This window comes from Brevibacillus sp. HB1.2, from assembly GCF_013332495.1.
Taxonomy (GTDB): Bacteria; Bacillota; Bacilli; order Brevibacillales; family Brevibacillaceae; genus Brevibacillus; species Brevibacillus porteri.
The window spans coordinates 283955-307544 of record NZ_JABMIU010000004.1 but is presented as its reverse complement, the minus strand read 5'-3'; the positions used below and the strand labels follow the sequence as shown (position 1 = coordinate 307544).

Annotated in this window: 20 protein-coding genes and 1 pseudogene; 13 read left to right on the top strand and 8 right to left on the bottom strand. The window is 42.5% G+C overall.

Annotated features, from left to right (window positions below):
• Positions 1-45: 45 nt before the first annotated feature.
• Positions 46-507, top strand: coding sequence for a hypothetical protein (locus tag HPY28_RS12975; RefSeq protein ID WP_017249848.1), 462 nt, complete (start codon positions 46-48; stop codon positions 505-507).
• A gap of 26 nt (positions 508-533) precedes the next feature.
• Here the strand turns inward: HPY28_RS12975 and HPY28_RS30465 are convergent.
• Positions 534-1348 (bottom strand): annotated as a pseudogene (locus HPY28_RS30465) (IS3 family transposase); the annotation flags it as partial.
• Between the two features lie 82 nt (positions 1349-1430).
• Here HPY28_RS30465 and HPY28_RS12960 point away from each other — a divergent pair.
• From HPY28_RS12960 to HPY28_RS12950, 3 genes are all read left to right on the top strand, one after another.
• Positions 1431-2084 (top strand): lysozyme inhibitor LprI family protein, encoded by a 654-nt coding sequence (locus tag HPY28_RS12960; RefSeq protein ID WP_174224988.1) that lies wholly within the window; start codon positions 1431-1433, stop codon positions 2082-2084.
• Between the two features lie 891 nt (positions 2085-2975).
• On the top strand, positions 2976-4172 hold the full coding sequence (locus HPY28_RS12955; protein WP_174230692.1) for a hypothetical protein: 1197 nt from the start codon (positions 2976-2978) through the stop codon (positions 4170-4172).
• 6 nt (positions 4173-4178) lie between these two features.
• The gene (locus tag HPY28_RS12950) at positions 4179-6374 is read left to right on the top strand and encodes a tetratricopeptide repeat protein (protein WP_174230691.1); all 2196 of its coding nucleotides are present in this window, start codon (positions 4179-4181) and stop codon (positions 6372-6374) included.
• A gap of 168 nt (positions 6375-6542) precedes the next feature.
• Here the strand turns inward: HPY28_RS12950 and HPY28_RS12945 are convergent, their stop codons facing one another.
• The 5 genes from HPY28_RS12945 to HPY28_RS12930 all read right to left on the bottom strand — a co-directional run bounded on the left by HPY28_RS12945 (position 6543) and on the right by HPY28_RS12930 (position 11461).
• Positions 6543-8078: a thiol-activated cytolysin family protein gene (locus HPY28_RS12945; RefSeq protein ID WP_174230690.1), complete on the bottom strand. Its 1536-nt coding sequence runs from the start codon at positions 8076-8078 to the stop codon at positions 6543-6545.
• Positions 8079-8463: 385 nt separating this feature from the next.
• The gene (locus tag HPY28_RS30460) at positions 8464-8769 is read right to left on the bottom strand and encodes a transporter (protein ID WP_254476049.1); all 306 of its coding nucleotides are present in this window, start codon (positions 8767-8769) and stop codon (positions 8464-8466) included.
• A gap of 203 nt (positions 8770-8972) precedes the next feature.
• A complete protein-coding gene (locus tag HPY28_RS12940; RefSeq protein WP_106834954.1) occupies positions 8973-9416 on the bottom strand; it encodes a cell wall hydrolase in 444 nt (147 codons plus the stop codon).
• A 125-nt stretch (positions 9417-9541) separates the two neighbouring features.
• Entirely contained in the window at positions 9542-10165 is a 624-nt protein-coding gene (locus tag HPY28_RS12935) for an acetate uptake transporter (protein ID WP_017249857.1), read from the bottom strand.
• 213 nt (positions 10166-10378) lie between these two features.
• Positions 10379-11461: a glycosyltransferase family 28 protein gene (locus HPY28_RS12930; RefSeq protein ID WP_174230689.1), complete on the bottom strand. Its 1083-nt coding sequence runs from the start codon at positions 11459-11461 to the stop codon at positions 10379-10381.
• Between the two features lie 329 nt (positions 11462-11790).
• Between HPY28_RS12930 and HPY28_RS12925 the strand changes: the two genes are divergently transcribed.
• Positions 11791-12585, top strand: coding sequence for a glycosyltransferase family 8 protein (locus tag HPY28_RS12925; RefSeq protein ID WP_174230688.1), 795 nt, complete (start codon positions 11791-11793; stop codon positions 12583-12585).
• A gap of 246 nt (positions 12586-12831) precedes the next feature.
• Positions 12832-14043, top strand: a complete 1212-nt coding sequence (locus HPY28_RS12920) for a macrolide family glycosyltransferase (protein WP_174230687.1) — start codon at positions 12832-12834, stop codon at positions 14041-14043.
• Positions 14044-14094: 51 nt separating this feature from the next.
• Here the strand turns inward: HPY28_RS12920 and HPY28_RS12915 are convergent, their stop codons facing one another.
• The gene (locus HPY28_RS12915) at positions 14095-15408 is read right to left on the bottom strand and encodes a hypothetical protein (protein WP_174230686.1); all 1314 of its coding nucleotides are present in this window, start codon (positions 15406-15408) and stop codon (positions 14095-14097) included.
• Positions 15409-15593: 185 nt separating this feature from the next.
• Between HPY28_RS12915 and HPY28_RS12910 the strand changes: the two genes are divergently transcribed.
• Positions 15594-16028 carry a HEAT repeat domain-containing protein gene (locus HPY28_RS12910; RefSeq protein WP_017249862.1) on the top strand — a complete coding sequence of 145 codons (435 nt, stop codon included), beginning with the start codon at positions 15594-15596 and terminating at the stop codon, positions 16026-16028.
• Between the two features lie 145 nt (positions 16029-16173).
• Positions 16174-16674 carry an SMI1/KNR4 family protein gene (locus tag HPY28_RS12905; RefSeq protein ID WP_026043188.1) on the top strand — a complete coding sequence of 167 codons (501 nt, stop codon included), beginning with the start codon at positions 16174-16176 and terminating at the stop codon, positions 16672-16674.
• A 62-nt stretch (positions 16675-16736) separates the two neighbouring features.
• Here HPY28_RS12905 and HPY28_RS12900 read toward each other — a convergent pair whose 3' ends face one another.
• Complete coding sequence (locus tag HPY28_RS12900) at positions 16737-18062, bottom strand: esterase-like activity of phytase family protein (RefSeq protein ID WP_254613111.1); 1326 nt, start codon at positions 18060-18062, stop codon at positions 16737-16739.
• A gap of 214 nt (positions 18063-18276) precedes the next feature.
• On the opposite strand from HPY28_RS12900, the gene trpB reads away from it, so the two are divergent.
• The 5 genes from trpB to HPY28_RS12875 all read left to right on the top strand — a co-directional run bounded on the left by trpB (position 18277) and on the right by HPY28_RS12875 (position 23546).
• A complete protein-coding gene (trpB, locus tag HPY28_RS12895) occupies positions 18277-19443 on the top strand; it encodes a tryptophan synthase subunit beta (protein WP_017249865.1) in 1167 nt (388 codons plus the stop codon).
• Between the two features lie 192 nt (positions 19444-19635).
• Entirely contained in the window at positions 19636-20574 is a 939-nt protein-coding gene (locus HPY28_RS12890; protein WP_017249866.1) for a nucleoside hydrolase, read from the top strand.
• Positions 20575-20631: 57 nt separating this feature from the next.
• The gene (locus tag HPY28_RS12885) at positions 20632-21846 is read left to right on the top strand and encodes a NupC/NupG family nucleoside CNT transporter (protein WP_174224994.1); all 1215 of its coding nucleotides are present in this window, start codon (positions 20632-20634) and stop codon (positions 21844-21846) included.
• A 144-nt stretch (positions 21847-21990) separates the two neighbouring features.
• Complete coding sequence (locus HPY28_RS12880) at positions 21991-22569, top strand: GNAT family N-acetyltransferase (RefSeq protein ID WP_174230685.1); 579 nt, start codon at positions 21991-21993, stop codon at positions 22567-22569.
• A 101-nt stretch (positions 22570-22670) separates the two neighbouring features.
• Positions 22671-23546, top strand: coding sequence for a radical SAM/SPASM domain-containing protein (locus HPY28_RS12875; protein ID WP_174230684.1), 876 nt, complete (start codon positions 22671-22673; stop codon positions 23544-23546).
• Positions 23547-23590 lie beyond the last annotated feature (44 nt).

Below are 23590 nucleotides of genomic sequence, written 5' to 3'. Positions count from 1 at the left end.
ATTGGGTATCTTAGCTTTTTATTCTAACGAAAGGGGCTGCATATTTTGTATAAGAATCTGACTAAAGGTATGTGGATTTTGCTTTGTTGTATTCTGACCACTCTATTAGCTGGATGTCTACAAACGGGTGAAAAGGTGAAAGAGAACCAACAAGATCCAGATATAGTTTTGAATCAATATTTTGATGCTTTGAGTAAACAGGACTATGACACAATGGTAAAATTGTACGGTGGTGATTATGAGTCCCTGATTGGAAACAATCCATCAGTAACCAAAGATGATTATAAAAAGCTGCTGGAAAATTACTGTACAATCAATGGGGGGAACATAGTAAAAATTGATACAATAATTGAAAAAACTAAGATTAGTGATGAAGAATATGTCTATGTTCTTTCTTTTAAATATTTGGATGACACATCATTTGAGAACGGAAAACAAATTGAATACACCGTGAAAAAAATAGATGACTCTTTTAAGGTAATGGGCTTGCCACCTTATATCCCATAAGGTTGAATTGGATTGTCAACAGTAAATCAGACAACTATTTTAAGGGCTTCTTGGCGATACTGAACAGGCGTCATATAGTCTAATGTCCCATGAATGCGATGCTTGTTGAACCAATTCACGTAATCGTACAATTCCAGTTCCAGATGACGAAGACTCTGGAAGTTCATCTGGTTCACGAACTCTGTTTTTATGATTTTGTAGGTGGCTTCAGCCACAGCGTTGTCGTATGGACAGCCTTTCGTACTTAGGAATCGGCCGATTTCAAACGTCTCCAGAAGTTCGTCTATCTTTTGATTTTTAAACTCGCTGCCACGGTCAGTATGAAACCACTGAATCTGACGTAAATCGCCCTGGACGCTCGCAAAAGCACGGGAAATCAGAGCAGCATCCTTATTTGGACCTGCTCTCGATTGAACAAATCGACAAGCACACAAATGTAATGCCATCGGTTCTGAACCTTCACATACGTCAGATCGCTGACAACGAAGCGTTTGGCTTCCTCCTGCTGGAACTCTTGGTTCAGAACATTCCCCGTCGTTGCTTCATTACAAGCGGTTTTATGGGGCTTATATTGAGCCACGGTGTAGGTGGAAACGAGCCCTTGCTCTTTCATGATCCGACCAATTCTACGTCTGGAGACGACGAATCCGCGTTCATGGAGCTTGACTTTGATCTTTCGTGTACCGTAAGCTTTTCGATTTTTGTGGAAAATCTCCACAATCGCTTCGGTTAGAGCGTCTTCGTTCGGTTGTTCTTTCGTTTCATAGTAAAACGTACTTCTTGCGATTTGCAGGACGTCGCACATTGCTGATACCGAGTATTTATCAAGGTTGTTCTGAATGGGATTATTTAGGAAGTTCGTGAATAAGACGTTATGCACCATTACCGGTAAATAGTAAAGATAATATTTAAGGAGATATTTTATGAGAGGTAAGATACTCTTATTATTTTTTATTACGATAATGTTTTCATCTTGTCAAAATATTAGTCAATCGACTACTTTGAACAGCGAAACTAAATCAATAATGAATTCTGAACGGCCTCCTGATGTAGGGAGTACAGGTAATGGAACAGAATCGAAAGAAATAACTGAAGGTCGATCAGATCCTTCTAACAATGAAGTGTTATCCATGAACATTGGGAACTATGATTTGACTGGAGAATTTTATGATGAAATGCTTCGAAATCCTATAGATCATGATTATGAAGTGGAATTTAATGAATTTCAAAATTCCAAAGAGATTATTACAACATTGGGATGGGGGGCTTTGGAAAGCAAATATACAGAGATTTGGGATAAAGAGTTGAATCAAATATATAAAAAGCTTCTTTCTAAGTTGGATAGAGAACCAAGAGAAGCACTAATTGAATCGCAGAAAGTATGGTTACAGTATCACTTAAGGGAAACAAAATTTGTAGAGAAGACATTTATTAATAATGGTTACCTTGGATCACAAGGATCGGTAAGCCTAGGCACGGTTATACGGGAGAGAATTAGGGAAAGAACAATGCAATTATTTGAATATCGATATTTGCTAGATGGTGAAGTTGAGTTTTTATACCAAAGTAAAAAATAGAGTTGGAATCTTGATCTAAGGTTTTTAGGTGATGCTTCCAAGACAGTAACGGCGCATAACACTGTATTCACGCTGCGGGGCTACCACCCCTACTGCCTACTCGTCACATGTGGAGTGCTGACACTGTTAGTACAGAAAAATTAAAGCAAGATGCATTGGTGTCTAGACCCTTCCTAAATGTGGAAGGGTTATTTCGTAATAAATTTGATTCATAATGGAAGCGATAAGACTCTTAAGATATAAAGGGTGGAGTAATGTGGGAGATTGGAAAAGCATTAAAATAAATGGAATCGCAAAAATAGAAAAATTGGTTGCAGATGAAAGCTACCATCGTAACACTGAAGGTGGGCAGTAATTAACACACAAGCAGTTTTCTGAGATAAGTATGCCCACAGTTAAGAATTTGAAAAAAGGATCTTTCAATGTTTAAGTAATATTGATACCAAAAAAAGAGATCAAATTATTGATGAAAACAAAATAGAATACTTCTCTAATTCCCCTACGCTCGCCTCGTAACAAAGGTTAAACATCCCCAGTTACCATAATTTTTAATCCTAATTTACCTGCCTTCGTTTTCTTCTATTTTTCCAAATATATTTTATTTTCAAAAAAATCAAAAGATTATTGACAGTCAGAAAATTACAAGCTATCATTACCAGTATATACCATACATTCGCGAATATGGTATAAATAACAATTTATCGGAGGCATTATTATGAAAAAAATTACTGTGCAAAAAACCGAGCCTGTAAAATTGACTTCAGTAGCTAACACAATGTACGACTGCACATGTGAGCAGGCATAAAGATTTGTCAGTAACATGGAAAAGTGGGGCATTTGCCCCTCTTTTTCAATTATGAAGATAGCATGACAACATCCGGGAGGAAAGTCATGAACGAAAATCGCGTGATCCAATTACACCCGTTAACATTTCTGGAGGATAAGCAAGGAGTCCTGATTGGGCGGTTTGGGACGGATACGTTTGCTGTTTTTCCTGAGGATGGAGCAGCACTTGTACGAAAACTGCAAGAGGGCATGGGGGTTGCCGAAGCGCATTCCTGGTATCAAGATACCTATCACGATGAAGTGGACATGGATGATTTTTTGCAGACATTACGTGACCTGACATTCATTTGTGATGTTGAGGAAAAGGAAACGAAACCGCAGAAAGTATCGGGGCAATGGTTGGGTAAGCTAGCTTTTTCTCCACTTGGTTGGCTGATTTATGTTGCCATCATAACCTGTGCCTTGTGGTTGTTATACCAATATCCACAGATTCGTCCGGGTCGATTAAGCATCTTATTTTCCGAATACGCCATGGTGGTTTTTCTTGGCATGACGATCGGTCAGATTCCAGGGATCTTGTTTCATGAATGGATGCACATGCTTGCCGGACGAAGACTGGGTATCCCGTCAGAACTAAGTATAGGCAGAAGAATGTACTTTTTGGTCTTTACTTCTTCCATGCCAGGTATTTGGGGATTCCCAAAACGAAAGCGTGTTCTTCCATTTTTAGTTGGAATGTTCGGTGATATTTTGTGGTATTCCTTATTGGTGATCGTTGCTGGTGCAATTTGGATAAATACAGGTGAGAAGACAATCATAGCTGCATATTGTATGGGACTAGCATTTACAACGCTGTTGCGTTTCTTCTGGCAATTTTATTTTCATCTTCAAACAGATATCTATTATTTAATGATTACGATGTTGGGGTGTGTAAATCTTCAGGAGGCTACACGTTCCTATTTGAAAAATATATGGTATGGACTAATTGGAAAAAAGAACAAGATGGTCGATATGTCCAAGTATACGGAACGGGATCATCAGGTAGCGAGATGGTACAGCTTTTTTTACGCAACTGGCTGGATGATGATGACAGGAATGATGCTCTATATGGTTCCGGTCGCTATTCAACTTTTAACGAATATTTTTCTCTCCATATTTACAGGAGAAGATATGAAATTCTGGGATTCCGTTGTTTTCTTGTCTATAACGGGAGTCCAGTATGGAATTGTATTTTATCTATACCTAAAAGAGCGTAGAAACAAAAGGGAAATTCGGAATTTATCAATGGAACAGAGGGGATGAGTCGAAATGAAACAATCGATTACACACCAATGGCTGATTGGATCTCGACGCAGCGACCGAGAAAAGAAGTACTTCGAAGAGCAATACTCCACATGTTATGTCAGCAATTGTCATTGCAATCTTAGAGGACCCTATACAGGTACTGGTGACCTTCTGCGCCAGATTATTCCAGATGTTTATTCGAAATGGCCAGACCTGATTTTATCACACTGCATCGAGATCTTATCCATAGCACCAGAACTGAAAGCAGTCATTCCTGTTAGTGTAGAAACACTTACCTCTCTTGCTATTCCGAAAGAAAGAACACGTTATTATTCGAAATTGCGTACACTTCGCATGTCGAATGGTTTGATCGATCTTTTATTGGCATTAGCGAATCGGGAACGAATGGGAAAATTGACCCTGGTTTTTGAAAATGTGCAGGCCTGTGATCAACTTGATGCAGAATTGATAAGTACACTTCTGCGTCGTGCGAAGTCTGACCTGATTCAGGTGATCGTAAGTTCAAGTGAAATAGCGGAAAAGGAAGACCTGAAAAAGGCGTTACAAACGTATACGGAGCCTACTACTATTTTTTCTGACATCGAACAAGATATGGGGATAGTAAATCTATCTGACGAACAGCGACTTGAGCTAACGAAACGATACATATTTTCTGACTGCACATCAGATTGTGAGCAGGAATTGCTCGCCTATGAAGCAACTCCTATTGAAATTCGTCAGAGCCTTCACGAAGAGCGGGCAGAATCTCTTATAAAAGAAGAGCAGTGGTCACTGCACTTAGGCGCCATTCCGTTTCATCTGGAGCGCGGTACTTCTGAGAAATCAGCAAGCGAAGCGTTGTTTAAAGCAGTTAGTTATAGCATTAACATGGGTTTTTACGATGCGACTATCGATATGAGCCTACGTGGCCGGAAACTGACGAATTGGAGCAGCGAATTTGATAATAGCCGGTATTTTACAATGAAAATGGCTACGTCTCTGGCTGCATTGGGTGAAACTGATGATATACCGACGCTTTTAGGTGAAGTGTACGCAAACACTGATGATTTTAGAGTTCATATGCAAATTTCATATGGATTTTCGATGTACTATACGAGGCATCACCGAGAACGAGAACACGAGAAGGCGAAAGAATGGATACAAAAAGCCATTGATTTGGCAGAATTGATTGAAGATGAAAAAGAACGTGCATTTCAACAAGTATTTAACCAAAATGGATTGGCTTTAGTAGAGTTACATATGGATAATCCTGAAGAAGCGCTTCGATTGGTTACGGAAGGATGGCAAAGGTTAAATCAGACTCTTGCTCCTGATGAACATATGTTGCATCGCTCGGTGTTGCTACATAATAAAGGGCTGATTTACGTAGCTTTAAAAAGGTTTGAAGAAGCAGCTGAAACATTTAGCCAAGTGATACAGATTGATTCCAATTATCCAGAATATTACTTTGATCGTGGAAACCTTTATAGCCGAATGGGGCGACTGGATGAAGCCATTGAAGATTATAACCAAGCGATAAAACTTAGTCCTCCGTTTCCAGAGGTTTATTTCAATCGAGCTACTGCCTTCAATCGTCTTGGAGATGTGGAGAAAGCAATGGCGGACTATGACTACTTGCTTGATATAGACCCCGAAAATCTTGATGGATTACTTAACAGAGCTACATTATTGTATCAAGTGGAGAAATTCGAAATGGCCCGAAAAGATGCTGAATTCGGTTTAGAAATAGAGCCTGATCATGCACGGCTCCTGTGTACACTAGGTTTAATTGAAATGTCGGATGGCAATAATGATCAAGCACTAAAAACGTTTACCGCTGCCCTAAACAAGGATAAGGAAATGATGGCAGCCTGGACAAATAGGGCTGTCCTGTACTATGAGATGGGGGAGTATGACAGGGCCATAGCTGATCTAACTGAAGCTATTGCACTAGAGAAAAATGCAACCGTCCTTTACAACCGTGCATGGGTCTATGAAGCACAGGAGGAGTGGCAATTATCCATTTCCGATTATACAGAGGCCTTAGCGTTTTCTGATGCAGACGAACAAGATATTTACTATCGGAGAGGTTTGTGTTTTATCAAAATGGGTGATAGGGAACTTGGCACGGAAGATTGGAACAAGCATCTCATGTTTGGAGAATCACCGCATGTGAATGAAATGATGCAACTGTTACCCTCCCTGTTCGTTTCGAAATAATGAAATATTTTGTGGACAAGGGAGGACTTTCCCCATCAAAGGCCACGTGGTATAGGGCAAGCAATGTGAGGAGCATCCAGTAACGGCTATTCATTTGAATGAGGAATAAGAAAAAGAAAAACGGCTGAAGTCCTTGATAAAAAGGATTTCAGCCGTTTCTTTTCTCAACTAATTAAATGTAATACCACCTGTTGGATTTAATGTCGTTCCACCAATTTCAACTTTAATTTCACTAGTTAATGGAACATTGTGTTCATCAATAACGGTTCTCCACCACTCCCAAGCAAGGCCGGTACATTCTTTCGCAAAAATCCTTATATTTTTTGCATTAGGAGGCAGAGGAATGACTGTATTGAAAGGAGCTGTTCTGTCTTGGTTGCTTCCTTCCCACGTCTTATGTGTTAGTACTTCTTCACCATTTTCATCATAGGAAACTTCATCCCAGGATACATCAAATTGAGCGACATACCAGCCATAGTGACCCAGGGATATTTTTCCTTTCGAATATTCTGTAGCTGTAGTCTCAATATAATCTGTATTGTTATGAACGGCAGCAATTGCATTATCTTTTAAGAAAACACTTGTATATGAGATTGGGTATGCTGGGTTCTTTAGGCTAAATTCTGCATTATCTTTAATGATATTCCGAATTTCACTAAAGTCTTTTGTAACGACTTTATTATGCTCTTGTGAATCTCCGCCTAATACGACAGCTGTAAAGGAACTGTCTTCATAAATATCCTTGTACTCGGCATTCGTTTCTACACTGCCTTTATTCTGAAGCAAGGCTTTAAATGCTGCTTTTACGTCTTTGCTCTTAGAGGTTGTTTCTAATTTCACATAAATGGTTCTACCATAAGCTACATTTGATACCATTACAGGCGGGGATTGATCACTTACCCCTTTACGTTTTAAATCTTTAAAAGTAACACTATCATCAAAAAGATCGGATGGATCGTTAGGCAGTTCCGCACTTACCGTATAAAATATTTGTTTATATGCCGCCACCATCACTTTTTTCTCTCCACTAGAAATCGCATTAAAGTCAATTCCCAATGTAGAATCAAGATATTTAGCGTTAACATTTAGAGCACTTCCGATTTGAGATTTGCTATAAACCATTGATTCTGCATACTGCAATCGCGCAGGTAAAGTATGTGTTTCTGAATACTCATCGCTCCATTTAGAAACAAGCTCATCTACTGCTCCAGACACATTACCGTATGTTGGATTATCCACAGTAATTGAATTTTCCTTTTTCAAACCTGGTAAATCAATACTAATAGTCAAAGGTTTTCTTGGTACGAGTAATAGACTAGGTTTATTTTCTGTAAAAGCTTGATTGGCAAGTTGTAATGCTCCTGGGTAAGTGCGATTAGTCATAGAATCAATAATGGAAATATCGACTGGAGAAGTTGCAAGTGACTTCTTTTTACGTTCGATGACAATAAACTTACCTTTTGGATTGATTCCTTCTTTTGGAACAAAGCTATCTATCTCATCACCACTTACTGCTAAAATTTCGTCATTATCATAGTCTAAGTCTGCTATACCGGTATTAATGTCATCGGCGTTGCTTGATTCACTGACTGAACTAGAATCACTTGTTTCGGCAAAAGAGATAACTGGATAATTTACAGTAGCGAAAATAACAGATAAACTCGCGATTAATTTGAAAATTCTAGTATGATTTCGTTTCTTCATAAGATATCCTCCTTTGAGATGTGAGCATGACGTCAAATAAATATGCTCACAGTAAATATTTTCCGGAATACTAACTATATCGGTCGTTTCGGAAATAATCTTTAGATTTAACCAGAAAAAGTATATGGTGAGGCATATCTTACAGCTATGGAAGCCATTTAACAAATGGTGTACAAAAAAAATAGCCGTTCGATTAGAACGACACTTTGGGTGAGTAGTTATGGTTGAGGAGTAGGCAGCTTAAATAGGCTGCACGTTAACGACAAAGATCGTGCAGCCCATGAATTCGCGCGACAGGTTGAATACATCCGGGGTTTGTGTTGCCGAATTCAAAGTATGTGTATCCTGTTGATCGAATCGGTGTAAAAGGGAAGGGAGCCGTGGCTTACAAGCATGTAAATGCAATAATTAACCGTAAATCAAATCCAGTTTGTCTCCAAGACCTCCCCGTCCATCTAAACCCTGCAACCGACCTAGAACCTACAAAAACGGGGAAAAACCAGAATTGCTCTCCATTTACAAGCCAAAGATACGTAAAACGAAACAAACAACCTTCAATAGCCCTTGGATCAATTCGAAAGGGAGCGGGTTGTGGGGGGATGAACGATGGGGGAGGAGTTAACGGCTCTGGTACTTGCTGTGCTCCTGGCGGCTGACCCGGAGGTGGCCCTAGAGGTGGTCTAAATGCCATTAAAAATCTCTCCTTTTACAATGAATTCTCAACAGTGTATGTTCAATCCAAAAACAATGATTGGGCAGGCCACACCTATGGATGTGACTAGCGTATGATACGTAGCGAATCATACATGATCGCATTCCCGCGCGAGCTTATAAAAAAACTGCCCCTTTTTCTCTTGGGGCAGTGTAATGTCTGGGCTGTTTTCGCCCATAAAATTAAAAAGTATTATATACATTTTCACATTCTTTCGCGGTCGGCTCATAAAAACAATGAAGCTTGTATCGTCCTACGTGCGGCTGATTATACCAGGTTGGCGGACAAGGCAGGGGATTTTGCGCCGTGCCCGGACGAAAATACCAGAGGGAGAATTTGCCCGGCCAATGCCGCTCCCCATTCACAGCCCGTCGTGCCAGACGGCGTTCTTTCTCTCTAGACCTTTGGTAGTACATACCATGTTGCAGAGCTTCAAACGCATGCGGCTGATTGATCATTTGGGGAATGGTTCGGATTCCTTTAAAATCGGAGCAATTCGCTCTTACTCGGTTAACGCCAACATTTCCAACAAGGAGCATACCCATTTCGCCTTCACCCACAGCTTCGGCTCGAAGCAACCTTGCCAACATGTCAATATCACTGCTCCTGGCTTTTACGACTGCCATCGGCTCACCTCTTTAGATTGTTCTAGGCACATTATATTGTAGATGAAACGGATATGTTACGCTGGCTTTTCAACGAATAGAAAAAGCCGCCCCCTCGCAGAACAACGCGAAGAGCGGCTACCAAACTAAGAACGATCTTTAAAAATCCCAAACGGACGACCAACAGGAAGGAATACTCTACCAAAGTGATTATTCAACACCGCTGCCCCTGCACCGTAGAAGGAGAGAAGAGCGATTCCCATTTCAGCATAAGCAGCCATTGGTTTGAATACGCCAGAAGCAACACCAAAAGCATCAAAAGTCAGACCCACGAACAAAACGTCGATCAGGACGAAGATTAAGAACAATACTTTGTGAGTCTCCATCGATCCAATCGTCATCAGAATGGAAAAGATGAGATATCCAGCGAAGGCAAAGCCGAGCTGTGCACCGTCAGCATTCGCAGCGAGTGTCTCACCGAATACACCGAGCTTCACAAGCCAACTGCTTGCCGTCGCGAACCAGAAGAATGCATACGCCCCAAAAGCGGTCGTCCCGAATGTGTTGTTGTGCTTCGCATCGAGGATAGAGGCGTAGAGTTGGGCAAAAGCACCGAGGAAGATGGCCCAAGGGATCACGAGTCCAAGCCCTTCTGTCAGCCCAAGCTTTTGCGAAGAAGCTACGAACGTAACGATAGCCAGTCCGAACAAACCGATCGCGCTAGGATCGGCTGTGACGATTTTGACGTTGGTATGTTGTTGACTGTTCATGATAGCAGTAAAAGCCTCCAATATTATCAGGGTAAACCTGTGAAAGATTTGGACCTTCTGCCGATAGCAGAGTAGCACTGATATATTCTAATCGAAAATATACTCGTCGCATAGATGGAGATTTTGCGGGGATATGAGCGAAAGTAAGAGGACTGTCTTAAGTAGAAATTGATCTTCTACCTAAGACAGTCCTCCTTGTTTGCTTCAAAGTCATCAGTCCTTATTTCCAAATGAGCGATATGGCGTCAAGCGCAAGAGATCTTCCTGGCTTTGTGGCAATTTCGATAGCGGGATCTGGTATGCCATTTCGATAATTTTGCTTGCGACCTCAGCGCCGTTGGTAGGGATAAGACGAAATCTTTTTTGAATGACCTCTTTATTTCCTAAAGCATACTCGATCTTTGGTACAATCTCTGCCGGTTCCTGGATCGATACCTGATCACTATTGGCTATTTCTCGCAGCATATCTATTTTTTGCTCGCGTTCCGCATCATCCGGCGGAAGGAAAAGCAATGGAGTTCCTGTAGAGATGCAATCTCCTAAAATGCCCATGCCCGGTTTGCTAATGACCAGACTGGCCGCCTGTACAAGGTTTTTGCCATTCGGGATGAGAGGGGCTTTGATGATTCTTTCATCGAATGGGTAATCTTCATCTGCCAATTGCCCAGCTATAACAAATCGATAGCGGCTGGCAAGTGAGTTTATTTGATCATACCACTTCACGATCTGTTCATAACGGTTAGCGAGTCCGCCCCCCATGTGAACCAAAATAAACGACTCGTTCTGCTGAAGACCTAACATGCGTCGCACTTCTTCCGGTGACTGGCTGATTTCCCTGGTGATTAAAGGAATCGGGATGTAGATGCAGTTCATTTGCGGATGGGTCTGCTTAGGCGGAATCAGATTCATGTGTAGAAAGATATCGGAGTGATTGGCGATTTCTACAATGCGATTTTTATATTCCTGCATGGGAGCTGAATCACTTTTATCGATGATAAAGTCACTGTGATAGAGGGTCACTACCTTTGTGTTTCCATCGACTTTCCCCTCACTGCGAAATCGAGGCACATCGGCGCGCCAATCATTTATTAATAGTGTGGTTTGTTTACCATCCTCGAATTTTTTGGATTTAAAGGCCTTCAATTGGACGTCATTGTGCAGGTTTTTCGCTAAATAGCCATGTGTTTCCCGAAAGGCAAACACGTGAATAGGAAGATGGTGTTGCTGCAATTTTTCCGTTATGCTAATGCATCTACCGAGATGGCCCATACCTCTGCCAACCACAAAGGAGATCATATTTCATCACCCTTTTAAATAGGTACTTTCTTGTTCCCTGTCTGTCTGGAGCTTGGACAAATTACCCCAATAACGCTCTTATGGGATAAGGTCATTGCCGAATTCGAGTCGTTCCTCACAGCTTATATATTTTATGGGGATGGATAGAACATGCTCTAGTCGTATAACGGTTTTCTGATCGATCACAGAAAAAAGCCGCATTAGCGGAGGCTTGCAGCTGTGAATTGTGCTCCCATCTAGAAATAATTAGGTATTTTCATTACACAAACCAACGCTGTCCATGAATAGTGTGTATATATAGCTCAATAAGGATATGGGGTGGGAGAATAGTGGGCACGATTCATATTGTAACAGCCGTTAATGATGGTTTTGCTATCCATCTCGCAGTCATGTTATATTCCCTTTTTGAAAATAAGGTTTCTAAAAACCCAGTCATCGTTCACATTATTGACAGTCAAGTCTCAGGGAAAAACAAATCCATCTTAACGAAAACTGTGAAACGATTCCATGCTCAAATCAAATATGTAACGATTGATCCGACCCTATATGATGGATTCCTCGTCCGTGATCATCTTACGCAGGAAACCTATCATCGAATTTCGATTCCAGACCTCTTGGACAAAGAGATTGAAAAAGTGATTTATTTGGACAGTGATATGGTTATTAAAGAAGACATCACTCCATTATGGAACACCAATATTGATGATTACTTACTTGCAGCCGTGAAGGATTCTTGGCAAGGGGTAAACAAATTAAGACATGTCGATCTGTCTATTCCGGATGACTGTGATTACTTTAATGCGGGAGTATTAGTCATGAATTTGAATAAATGGAGAGAGCATAACATCACGAGCAAGATTTATGATTACATGAAAAAGAACCAAAGTCTTATTCGTTATCCCAGTCAAGATCCGATGAATGCGATTCTTCATGATAATTGGCTCCAACTCGATACAAAGTGGAATTATCAGTCCAAGCATCTTTATAAAAGCAACCTGCGAATAGACCCGGCCATTATTCACTACACAGGGGAAGATAGCAAACCGTGGTTGAGTAAAAAGCACCCGCTTCGAGAGGAATATTTTCACTATCTCAAAAAAGTACAGAAGTTAAACTCCTTGTAGGCATCGGGCCTTACAAATTAAATAAAACGGATGGAAATCCCTTCACATGGAGAAATGATGGCTGGAGGGATTTTTGTGTTTCTGAAATCCTTGGAATATAAGGGTTTACCTGCGAGACTAAACATCTTCATATAAAATATTGAACAAATTATGAAATATTTGGAATGTAACCATTTTCACCAACCACCTGACTTATAATGAAATGGAAACAATTTCTAATTAGGTATTCTTTTGGAGGTGGAGTGAGTGGCACGCGTATTGTATGTTACGATTCCAGCAGATGGTCACGTGAATCCTACATTGGGATTAGTGAAGCAGTTAGTCGACAACGGAGAAGAAGTCGTCTATATGTGTTCAGAAGAATATCGGGATAGGCTTGCCCAGACTGGGGCGCAATTCCGGGCTTATCAATTGGATGAACAAGTATTTCGTGATTTAGGCTTTAACCCAACAGAATTTAATCACCCTCTTCATTTCACCGATTTTATGCTGCGAGGTATTATTGAACCCCACATTCCCGAGATTCTCCGGCAGATAGAAAATGAATCATTTGATTACCTGATTTTTGACTCCTTGTTTGGGTGGGGAGGGGCGATTTTAGGGGAGAAGTTAGGAATCCCGACGATCTGCTCCGTAACCAATCTGGCTTTTGCTGAACCGCTCAGCCAGATTGTAGAAGTATTTGATGCAAGTGATGTAGATGTGAATGCACTTTATGAACGAGTGACGCAGACTGCACAAAGCATTGCTCGTATATGCAACGTACCCGTACCTGCCATTGAAGATATTACCCGCCAGTTTGGGGACATGAAGATTGTCTTTACCAGCCGTGAATTCCAACCAGATGCTGACAAGCTGGACGATAGTTACATTTTCACAGGACCTTCGATTACTTCGCGCCCTGATGCTCCTTCTTTTCCGTTTGAAAAGCTTCGCTCACCATACGATAAGGTCGTATACATTTCTATGGGCAGTATTTTGACCAAAGATGTGGAATTGTACAAACTGTGCTTTGCAGCCTTTCAAGATATCCCAGCTCAAGTCGTACTGTCTTGCGGAAAAGATACAGAGCTGGAATCGCTCAGAGAGTATATTCCACCGAACTTCATCGTTGAGCCTTACGTTCCTCAACTGGAAGTGCTTCAGCAAGCCGATGCTTTTATTACCCATGCTGGCATGAACAGTACGAGTGAGGCTCTCTATTTTCATGTGCCGCTCGTCATGATTCCATTAAGCTCTGATCAACCGATTGTGGCGAAGCGGGTGGAGGAGCTGGGAGCGGGAATTATGTTAGATAGAGGGCAGCTTACACCGACAGCTTTGAAGGATGCTTTGCTGCAAGTGTTGAATGAATCGACCTATAAAGAGCGTGCGATGCAGGTTGGGGATTCCTTGCGTAACGCTGGCGGATACAAAGAAGCTGCAAGACGTATCATGGAGATGTTCGTGCCTGATTAAAAATGAAAAGCTTCTTGCCTCCTTAATCATGAGAGGCGAGAAGCTTTTTTTCTATAACTTTTTCCATATATTGAAATGGAGCCATTCCTCTTGAAGCACGTCTTGGCCATTGAGGTTAAGCAATGGGCCGAACCACAGCTTGAAATCCTTGTTCTTGTCAAAATGCTCCGCTGGAACCAAAATGACCAGCATGCTCTCCACACTTTCACCTGCTTTTAACTCGTCCTTGACTGTGGGGGTCAATCCGTTCGCGGCTTTTACAGTGGCTTTGGAATCGGGCAAATCAAGCGTCGCCTGCAAGCTGCTGACTTTAACCGTTTGCGCCGAGGTATTATCGATTCGGTATTTGGCTGTCAGGGCGACAATCCCTTTATCGCTGAACCCTTGAAAAGACTTAACGTAAGCAGGCTCAATCGTCAGCTTTGCCCATTGATAGCCTTGCAGTGTAATTTTGATGTTGTCATACTGGTCGCTCTTGTTTGGCTTGAAGGTAAAGAGCACTTGCTTTTTGGCTATTTTTTTGGTGGTGAGAAAATCAGTATAAGGCGGTTCAGGAGGCTGAGATTTCGCGGTGTTACCATCCGCGAGCAAAAAGTCTCGACCTCCGATGCGCAGCATTTTGGGACTTGGCTGTTCAGGCAGGAAAAATAGGAGCTTTTTCGTTTTGCCATCCTTATAGGTTAGAGAGAGAGTATAATTTACGATCTGATAGGTTCCGGATGCTTTGGACTCTGATCCGACGCTAGTAGAAGTGCCCGAATTATCTCCTGTACTGGAACCATCTGTGGTGACGCCCACGAAGCTGCTGTCTACAAAGGTACCGTCTTTATTGAATACATAGGTGATCGAGCTTGCGTATCCGGTGCCAAGAACGTTGGAGGAATAGCTGAAAGACTCGTACTTGCCCTGAAGCTTCAGCCCAGAGGAGGGGGCATATTTGATGAATTTTCCACCGTTGATCTCCAGTTCGTTTGCTGATTTGACCTTGAACGTATACGATTTTCCGTTACTGAGCGTGAGTTTGTTCCCTTTGATTTGATAGGTCAAACATGTATTTTTACTGCAATTGAGTGCATCTATTCCGCCATCTGGAAATGTTGTTGCCACCTGCTTATCGTTGATGAAGTAAAAATACTCCCAACACAACGAGGAGCATCCTCTTGCTCCGCCCACATCCATTTCCCATTTTGCATAAAAGCCTTTTGGTGCGATTTTGGCTGCGGCTACAACATTTATGTTTGTGGATGCTTCAGATCCCTTGCCCTGTGCCCCTTCTACAGATGGCACAAAGAGCAACAGTATGGCAGAGAGCATCATTACGCTGATCACCCAAAGGGATATTTTTTTCTTCCTGACCGCTAACAATAGGCAACCCTCCATTTTCTTCTCGATGGATAGAAGACAGGTGAACTGGCGAAATTCCGTTCATTTTATTCATGGGATGACGGGAACAGACCTAGATTCGAGGAATTTATATGCGATCAGGTGGTGTTATTCGTGTGACGTAGTGTCATAATAGAAGGATGATAGTCAGAAGGAGATAGATTCGATTGAATAATACTGAAATCAAAAATGAGTTTCCCCTAAACTTTGAGGAATTAAAGAAAGCTGCTAATCGAACATCAAATTGGAGAGAGCGCTTAGAGGCTGTTGAAGAATTAGGGCAGTGGAAGCATGAGCAAACGATTCAATTACTGAAGCGTATCGTGGAAAATGATTCGGTGTACAAAGTGCAAGAGACTGCTTTTCATAAACTGAAAGCCTTTGGGGAAGGTGTTCGATTACCTGCTCAGAAAAAAGGCGACTTGATCAAAGGAGCAACGAAAGCCTTGGTAAGAATTAAGAAAAGCTTGCCAAAAGGCCATACGTTTGAGGAGTTCAAGGAGAAACTGCAAAAAATGAGAAGCGATATCTATGATACGTACGAGGGTGAAAAAGGTGCTGATTTTGATCAGTGGCTAGAAACCACATGGGCCTCGTTATAGAAAGAACAGTAGATATGGAATGAGTGGCAAAGGAAGGGGATCACGCCCCTTCTTTTTGTTTTTTTTGGTTTCAACGAAATGTAAGAATTACCGATATTAGTAAAGTGGTGCAATGATTGCGAAATTCTTTACAGGGAGCAATGACATGGGAATTCCAGATCATGTAACATTTGAATGCTGCACAGAGAAAATAGACATCCAAGATATCGAAGAAGTAGAAGCTGCGCTGGGCATACGATTTCCCAAAGATTTTGTAGAGTGTATGCTTGAGAATAATGAGGGAGCTCCTAATCCCTGCGGCTTTGATTACGGGGAAGTAGAAGGGAAAGTATTTAATACATTCTATAGCCTTAGTAGTAAGGTTGGGAGATACTATATTCTAACAGCATATGAGGATGTTAAGGAATGTCTACCTGACGGAGTATTCCCTATTGGATACGATGCTAGCGGTGGTCAAATTTGCTTCGACTATACTAACGGAAAGAATGAAAAACCAATTGTTGTATTTGTAAACCACGAGTTTATTGTTACAAAGGAAGACCTTACTGAAGATGAACTAGAAGAAAAATCTCTAGAAGAATGGCAAAGAGAAGCCATCACCCTAGTCGCCTCATCGTTTACAGACTTTTTATCGAAGTTGTATTAATGAAAATACATTAACTAAGGAAAAGCCTCGCGGATATGTATCACTCACGAGGCTTTTGCTACTTATTTCAAATCCTTACCTACTTTAATCACATACATCTGCGTCGGATTGCTATTAATTTTAATCTTACCCTTCTCATCATAGCCATCTACGCCGAAATCATTGTCATTCACTATGGCAATTGTATTTTTATCCACAATCGCTAATCCTTCCAGCTTTTCATGCGGATAATTCAGCTTGGCTACATCCACCAGCAATTCCTTGGAAATCGGCACAATTCCTTTCTCTTTCACTTGGGCAACGGTGAGTTTTTCGAAGTCATGCTCGCTTGTTGACGTACCGAGTAAATTGGTTGCTTTCGAAAAATCAGCCTTGTAAATACGCTTAAGCTGTGCGTTTGCACCGGCATTTTTGTCTCGCTCGTCAATGAGTAAAACATCCTGACTGAGTGCGGCCAAGTCGCTGATGACGACGTCTTTTTGTTTCACTTTCACGAAGTCTTTCGCGTTTTCTGCGATGTACATGTACTCGCCTACGACTTTTTTGGTGGCGAGATCCATCTTTAAAATGCGCAAATTACGGGAAGCTTCGCCTGTCTTTTTATCAGGGAGTGCCATCGGACTTTGGATCGAAGTATACAAGAACTTACCATCTGGCGAGATCGTGACACCTTCGAAGCCACGGTTTGCAATGCGTTTGGAATAGACGGCTGGCAGCGTATCAAATATCTCCATCTGTGCACCTGCTGCAAGTAAGGCTTCTTTGGTACCCTTTGGTACATAGCGGCCCAGGATTGTGCCGTCACGCTTTACTTGAATGATGGATGGGCGATATTCGTCGGATAACCAAAAAGTATCGTCGATCGGGTTGTAAGCGATGCCTTCCAAATCCAAACCGTCTGGATCGTAACTAAGCTTTTTAGTTCCCGTTACATCGTAAGGAACTTCATCAGGGCCAGCGAGGTTCGGCAATCCACTAATATAAGTCGTTTTCGTAAAAGGGTTGATCTTGCCCTGTGGCAAACGCAGCTTGATGGTTTCCAAAACGTGAATGTTCCCGTTTTCTACTTTTATTTTGTACATGCGTGGTGTGTAGTTTTGGTCAGGGAACGTACGCAGCTCGTCCTTGCCGTATTGCCCATTTGGTCCACGGTCAGCCAGTGTATAAAAAATAGAAGGGGGATCGTTAGGAAGATGCACGAGACCAGAGAAGCCGCCTTCTTTAATACCTTCAGTGAGAGCAGGAGGATTTTTCCATTCATGTATTTCTGCTACTACTGGTGCTCCCGTTACATTTTGAGTTGCACCTGCTCCTTGTGTGCCGATCAAGGAAAGAGCCGCAATTGTTGCGACTAGCAAGCTTTTCTTTTGAAAAAGAATCTTCATCATATCCCTCCGAATGAAAAAACGACGTAATGAATCACTTTTGTTAGACTACCCTATCTATATTGGGGAAATATGAAGCTAAAATGATGGTTTTGTAAAAAATACCAACAAACAAATGAATTCTGAATAATCATAAAACTAAATTGACACACGCTCTTTTGATCTTATAAAATGCAAGGAAGGATTGAGGACTAGTTATAGCTGAGGAGAGATGAGCATGTCATTGACAGAACAGACAAAGAAGGGATATTTCGGTGAGTTCGGAGGAAGCTTTGTACCTCCACAATTGCAGGAAGTATTGGACTATTTGGCTGAACAATTTGAAAGGTATAAAGATGACGAGGAATTTATCGAAGAGTACAAGTATTATCTGAAAGAATATATCGGTCGGGAAAATCCGTTGACGTTTGCTCGCCATTTAACTGCAAAACTCGGCGGTGCCAAAATTTATCTAAAGCGGGAAGATTTAAACCATACGGGTGCCCACAAGATCAATAATGTCATTGGGCAAATCCTTCTGGCAAAACGAATGGGTGCCCAGCGTATTATTGCCGAGACAGGTGCAGGACAGCATGGAGTTGCTACCGCGACTGTTTGCGCGATGTTTGGCATGGATTGCGTGATCTATATGGGAGCGGAGGATACGAAAAGACAGGCGTTAAATGTGTTTCGGATGGAGCTTTTAGGGGCAAAAGTGGTAGCGGTGTCCAAAGGGCAAGGAAGATTGAAGGATGCGGTTGATGAAGCGCTGAATGATTTGGTTGAAAACTATCAGAGCACGTTCTATCTATTGGGATCTGCGGTTGGTCCGCATCCGTTCCCCACGATGGTAAAGTATTTTCAAGCGATTATCAGTGAAGAATCCAAGCGACAAATCTTAGAAAAAGAAGGTCGGTTGCCAGATGCGGTCATCGCTGCTGTTGGCGGTGGCAGCAATGCGATTGGGGCTTTTGCCCATTATATTGAGGAACCATCCGTACGTCTGATTGGTGTGGAGCCTGATCAGGCACCTACCTTGACCCAAGGGGTTCCAGCTGTCATTCACGGTTTTAAATGCCTCGTATTGCTGGATGAAAATGGAGAGCCGCAAAAAACGTATTCGATTGCGGCTGGATTGGACTATCCTGGAATTGGTCCAGAGCACAGCCAGCTAAAAGTCAGTGGACGAGCGGATTATTATACGGTGACGAATGAAGAAGTGTTGGCGGCTTTTCAAGAACTGTCCAGAACAGAAGGGATCATTCCCGCCTTGGAAAGCGCACATGCCATTGCCTATGCCTTGCAGTTGGCCCCCACTCTTTCACCAGAGCAGATCCTGATTGTTAACCTTTCAGGACGAGGTGACAAAGACGTAGAGCAAGTTTTCCATCTGTTAAACAAATAAAGTGATAGAGAGGCTATCGCGAAAGTAGATTTTTTACTGGAGGATAGTCTCTTTTTCGTTCTTCAGTTGTGTTGTTCATAATGGTTATATATTTTTTAGTGAAACTTTAGTATTATTTTTTGAAGGGTTCCAAATAATAGTGGTTTCATTGTACTTCTTACAAGTTCATGTATGAGATTGGAGATAATAATGATGAAGAAAAACATTTACTTTAACCATGATGGCGGCGTTGATGATTTAATTTCTTTATTTTTGCTGCTCCAAATGGACAATGTGAATCTGACGGGGGTATCCGTCATTCCAGCGGATTGCTACTTGGAACCAGCGATGTTTGCCAGCCGGAAAATCATTGATCGTTTCGGTAAAGGCGGTCTGGATGTAGCAGAGTCCAATTCCCGCGGGAAAAATCCTTTTCCAAAGGACTGGCGCATGCATGCCTTTTATGTAGACGCACTGCCCTTGCTCAATGAATCAGGAGAAGTGATTACGCCAGTAGCGGACAAGCCTGCGCATCTTCATATTATTGAAACGCTGCGTGCTACGGAAGGAAAAACGACTTTGTTGTTTACTGGTCCTTTGACTGACCTTGCGCGTGCATTGGATATCGATCCGACCATCGAAGAAAAAGTAGAGCGTCTGGTGTGGATGGGCGGAACATTCCGTGAAGAAGGAAACGTGCATGAGCCTGAGCACGATGGAACCGCAGAGTGGAACGTATTCTGGGACCCGGAAGCGGCTGCTCGCGTATGGGAAAGCGGAATGGAGATTGAATTGGTCGCACTGGAGAGCACGAACCAAGTCCCACTGACACTGGATGTTCGTGAGCGCTGGGCAAAAGCACGCAAGTATATCGGTGTGGATTTCTTGGGTCAATGCTATGCAATGGTACCGCCGCTTGTCCATTTCTCGACCAACTCGACTTACTACCTGTGGGATGTATTAACGACAGCGTTTGTTGGCAATAGTGATCTTGTAAAGGTACAAACGGTTAACAGCATCGTGATTACAGAAGGGGCAAGCCAAGGCCGAACTGTTGAGACGGCTGATGGACGCCCTGTACATGTGGTGTATGACGTAAATCGTGATGCATTCTTTGATTACATAACAGAATTAGCGAAAAAAGCGAACTAGAACAAAGCAAATCATCTTAGATATCGACACAGCTGGCGATAAGGAAAGGATATGTTCATGCAATACATTTGGGGAGTTCTCGGCATCCTTGGAATTTTTTTGATAGCCTTTGCGTTTTCGAAAAATCGGAGAGCGATCAATCCGAGAACGGTCATTGGTGCGTTTTCGATTCAGTTTATTTTTGCTTTGATCGTACTGAAATGGGATTTTGGGAAAAAGCTTCTGGAGTACTTGGCGTCGATTGTTCAAAGCATGATTGATTCGACGAATGCCGGAATTCAGTTCTTGTTTGGCGGGATACTCGGTGCACAGAACGCAGGCTTTACGTTTGCCCTGCAAGTATTGCCAATCATTATCTTCTTCTCTTCCTTGATTTCGGTTCTGTATTATCTCGGAATCATGCAGTGGGCGACGAAAATCATCGGTGGATTTTTGTCTCGTGTGCTCAAAACGAGCGAGACCGAATCCATGTCAGCCTCTGCAAATATTTTCTTGGGTCCGATTGAGGCGCCACTTGTCGTAAGGCCTTATATTGAGAAAATGACCAAGTCCGAGCTGTTTGCTGTCATGACAGGTGGACTGGCGTGCGTTTCGGGTTCGGTTATCGGTGGCTATGCGATGCTTGGAGTTCCGATTGAGTATTTGCTGGCCGCAGCATTCATGGGAGCGCCGGGTGGTCTGTTGCTTGCGAAAATGATGATGCCGGAGACAGAACAGCCACACAGAGTGGAACATGTGGAAGTAATGAAAGATACGGAGTCCAGAAACGTCATTGACGCGGCAGCTCGTGGAGCTTCAGACGGGCTAAAAGTAGCTGCTGGTGTCGGTGCGTTGTTGCTCGCATTTATTTCGTTGATTTTCTTGCTGAACTCGATTATTGGCTGGCTTGGCGGGTTAGTGGGAATAGAAGCGTTGACGCTTGAGCATATTTTAGGCTACCTGTTCGCGCCGATTGCCTTTATGATCGGGGTTCCATGGGAGGAAGCGCTAAAAGCTGGTTCGTTCATCGGGCAAAAGATTGTCCTCAACGAATTTGTCGCGTACACGGCTTTTGCACCTGAGATCGCAAATTTGTCGCAAAAAAGCGTTGTGATCATCAGCTTCGCCCTTTGCGGCTTTGCCAATTTGGCTGCGCTGGCTATGGTCATTGGGGGCTTGGGCGGCTTTGCTCCGTCAAGAAGATCAGACCTTGCGGAGATGGGCTTACGTGCAGTAGTTGCGGCAACCTTGGCGAATCTGTTGAGCGCAGCGATTGCGGGGATGCTCATTTAGATGAATTAGTAGTACTACTCGCTTTTTGATGCAGGTATGGAGGCAAGCTTCCATACCTTTTTTCTATGGGGTGGATAAGGAGGAAAAAGAGTCATGTTGGAAAAATTAAGAAGTTAGGTAATCTCAAAAGATGGAGCTGAAATCATGAACGTTGACGTACTTTTTAACCAGTTTCCCATTTTAAAATCAGATCGTTTCACCTTGAAGAAAATCGAAGAGCAACATTTGGACGAAGTATTTGAAATCTACAGCAATGATCATGTATTTGCCTACTGCGGCATTATCCCCAAGCATAATAAAGCGACAGTGAAAAACATGATCGGGCATTTTGAGAGAGACTATTTGAAAAAATCGAGGATCAAATGGGGGATTTTCGCCAATGATAACCCCGATTACTTGCTTGGCATTATGGAAGCTTTCGACTTTCATCAAAAGGTAAACATGGTGACGATTGGCTACTTCTTGTCCGAAGCGCATTGGGGAAAAGGGATTGCGACGGAAGCAGTAAACATATTGCTCCACTTTTTGTTCAGGGATGTCAACGTCAACCGAATACAGGCAGAAGTGATGCCTCCGAATGAGAACTCCAAGAAAGTATTGATGAAGAGTGGCTTTATGAAAGAAGGAACACTCAGACAAGCAACGCTATGGTCGGGAAAAGGAATCGTGGATGTAGAGATTTATGGAATGCTAAAAGAGGACTATGAAAAAGGAAAGGGATGAATGTTGCCCATTCACCAGAATACACCGTTACCCGTAAAAGCCCTCCTATGTTACTATGATGGGTATGATCAATCATAGGCATCTGGAATGGGGAAAACATCTTGAAAACATTTAAGAAAGTCTATATAGAAATCACCAGTGTTTGTAATCTCGCCTGTACCTTTTGTCCGCCAACAGAGCGCAGTAAAAGTTTTATTAAAGTAGAAGACTTTGCGAAAAGGCTGGATGAGATCAAACCGCACACCGATTACATTTATTTGCACGTCAAAGGGGAACCGCTTCTGCATCCCAAAATTGATGAGCTGCTCGATATCAGTCATGAGAAAGGCTTCAAGGTCAATATCACCACAAATGGTACGCTGATCGCGAAAAATCGGCATAAATTGCTGGGCAAGCCTGCGCTCCGGCAAATGAACTTCTCGCTTCACAGCTTTGACGGACATATCGGCTCAACCGACCGCGAAGGGTATTTGCGCGAGATTCTTTCCTTTGTTCGGGAAGCTCAGGAGCATCAAGTGATTTTTTCTTTCCGTCTGTGGAACTTGACGCAGGATAACGCCACGAACATTCAAAAGAGTAGAAACCGCCAGACGCTTGAAGTGATTGAAAAAGAATTTGGGCTGGACTATCGAATTGAAGAAAAAGTAATGCCGGGCAGCGGGGTAAAAATCGATGACCGCGTTTATTTGAACCAAGATTACGAATTCCAGTGGCCGAGTCTGACAGCGCCTGAGGATGATGGAAAAGGCTTTTGCCATGGTCTGCGCACACAGGCGGCGATTCTCGAGAATGGAACGGTTGTGCCTTGCTGTCTCGATGGAGAAGGGGTTATTAATCTAGGGAATATCAATCAGACCTCTTTCACTGATATTGTGGATGGCGAGCGGGCCAATGATCTGGTAGAAGGATTTTCTCGCAGAGAAGCTGTCGAGGAATTATGCAGAAGATGTGGGTACCGCCAGAGGTTTGGAGCGTAGCAAAAGCAAAACGTCCGAGTCAAATGATTCGGACGTTTCTTCAT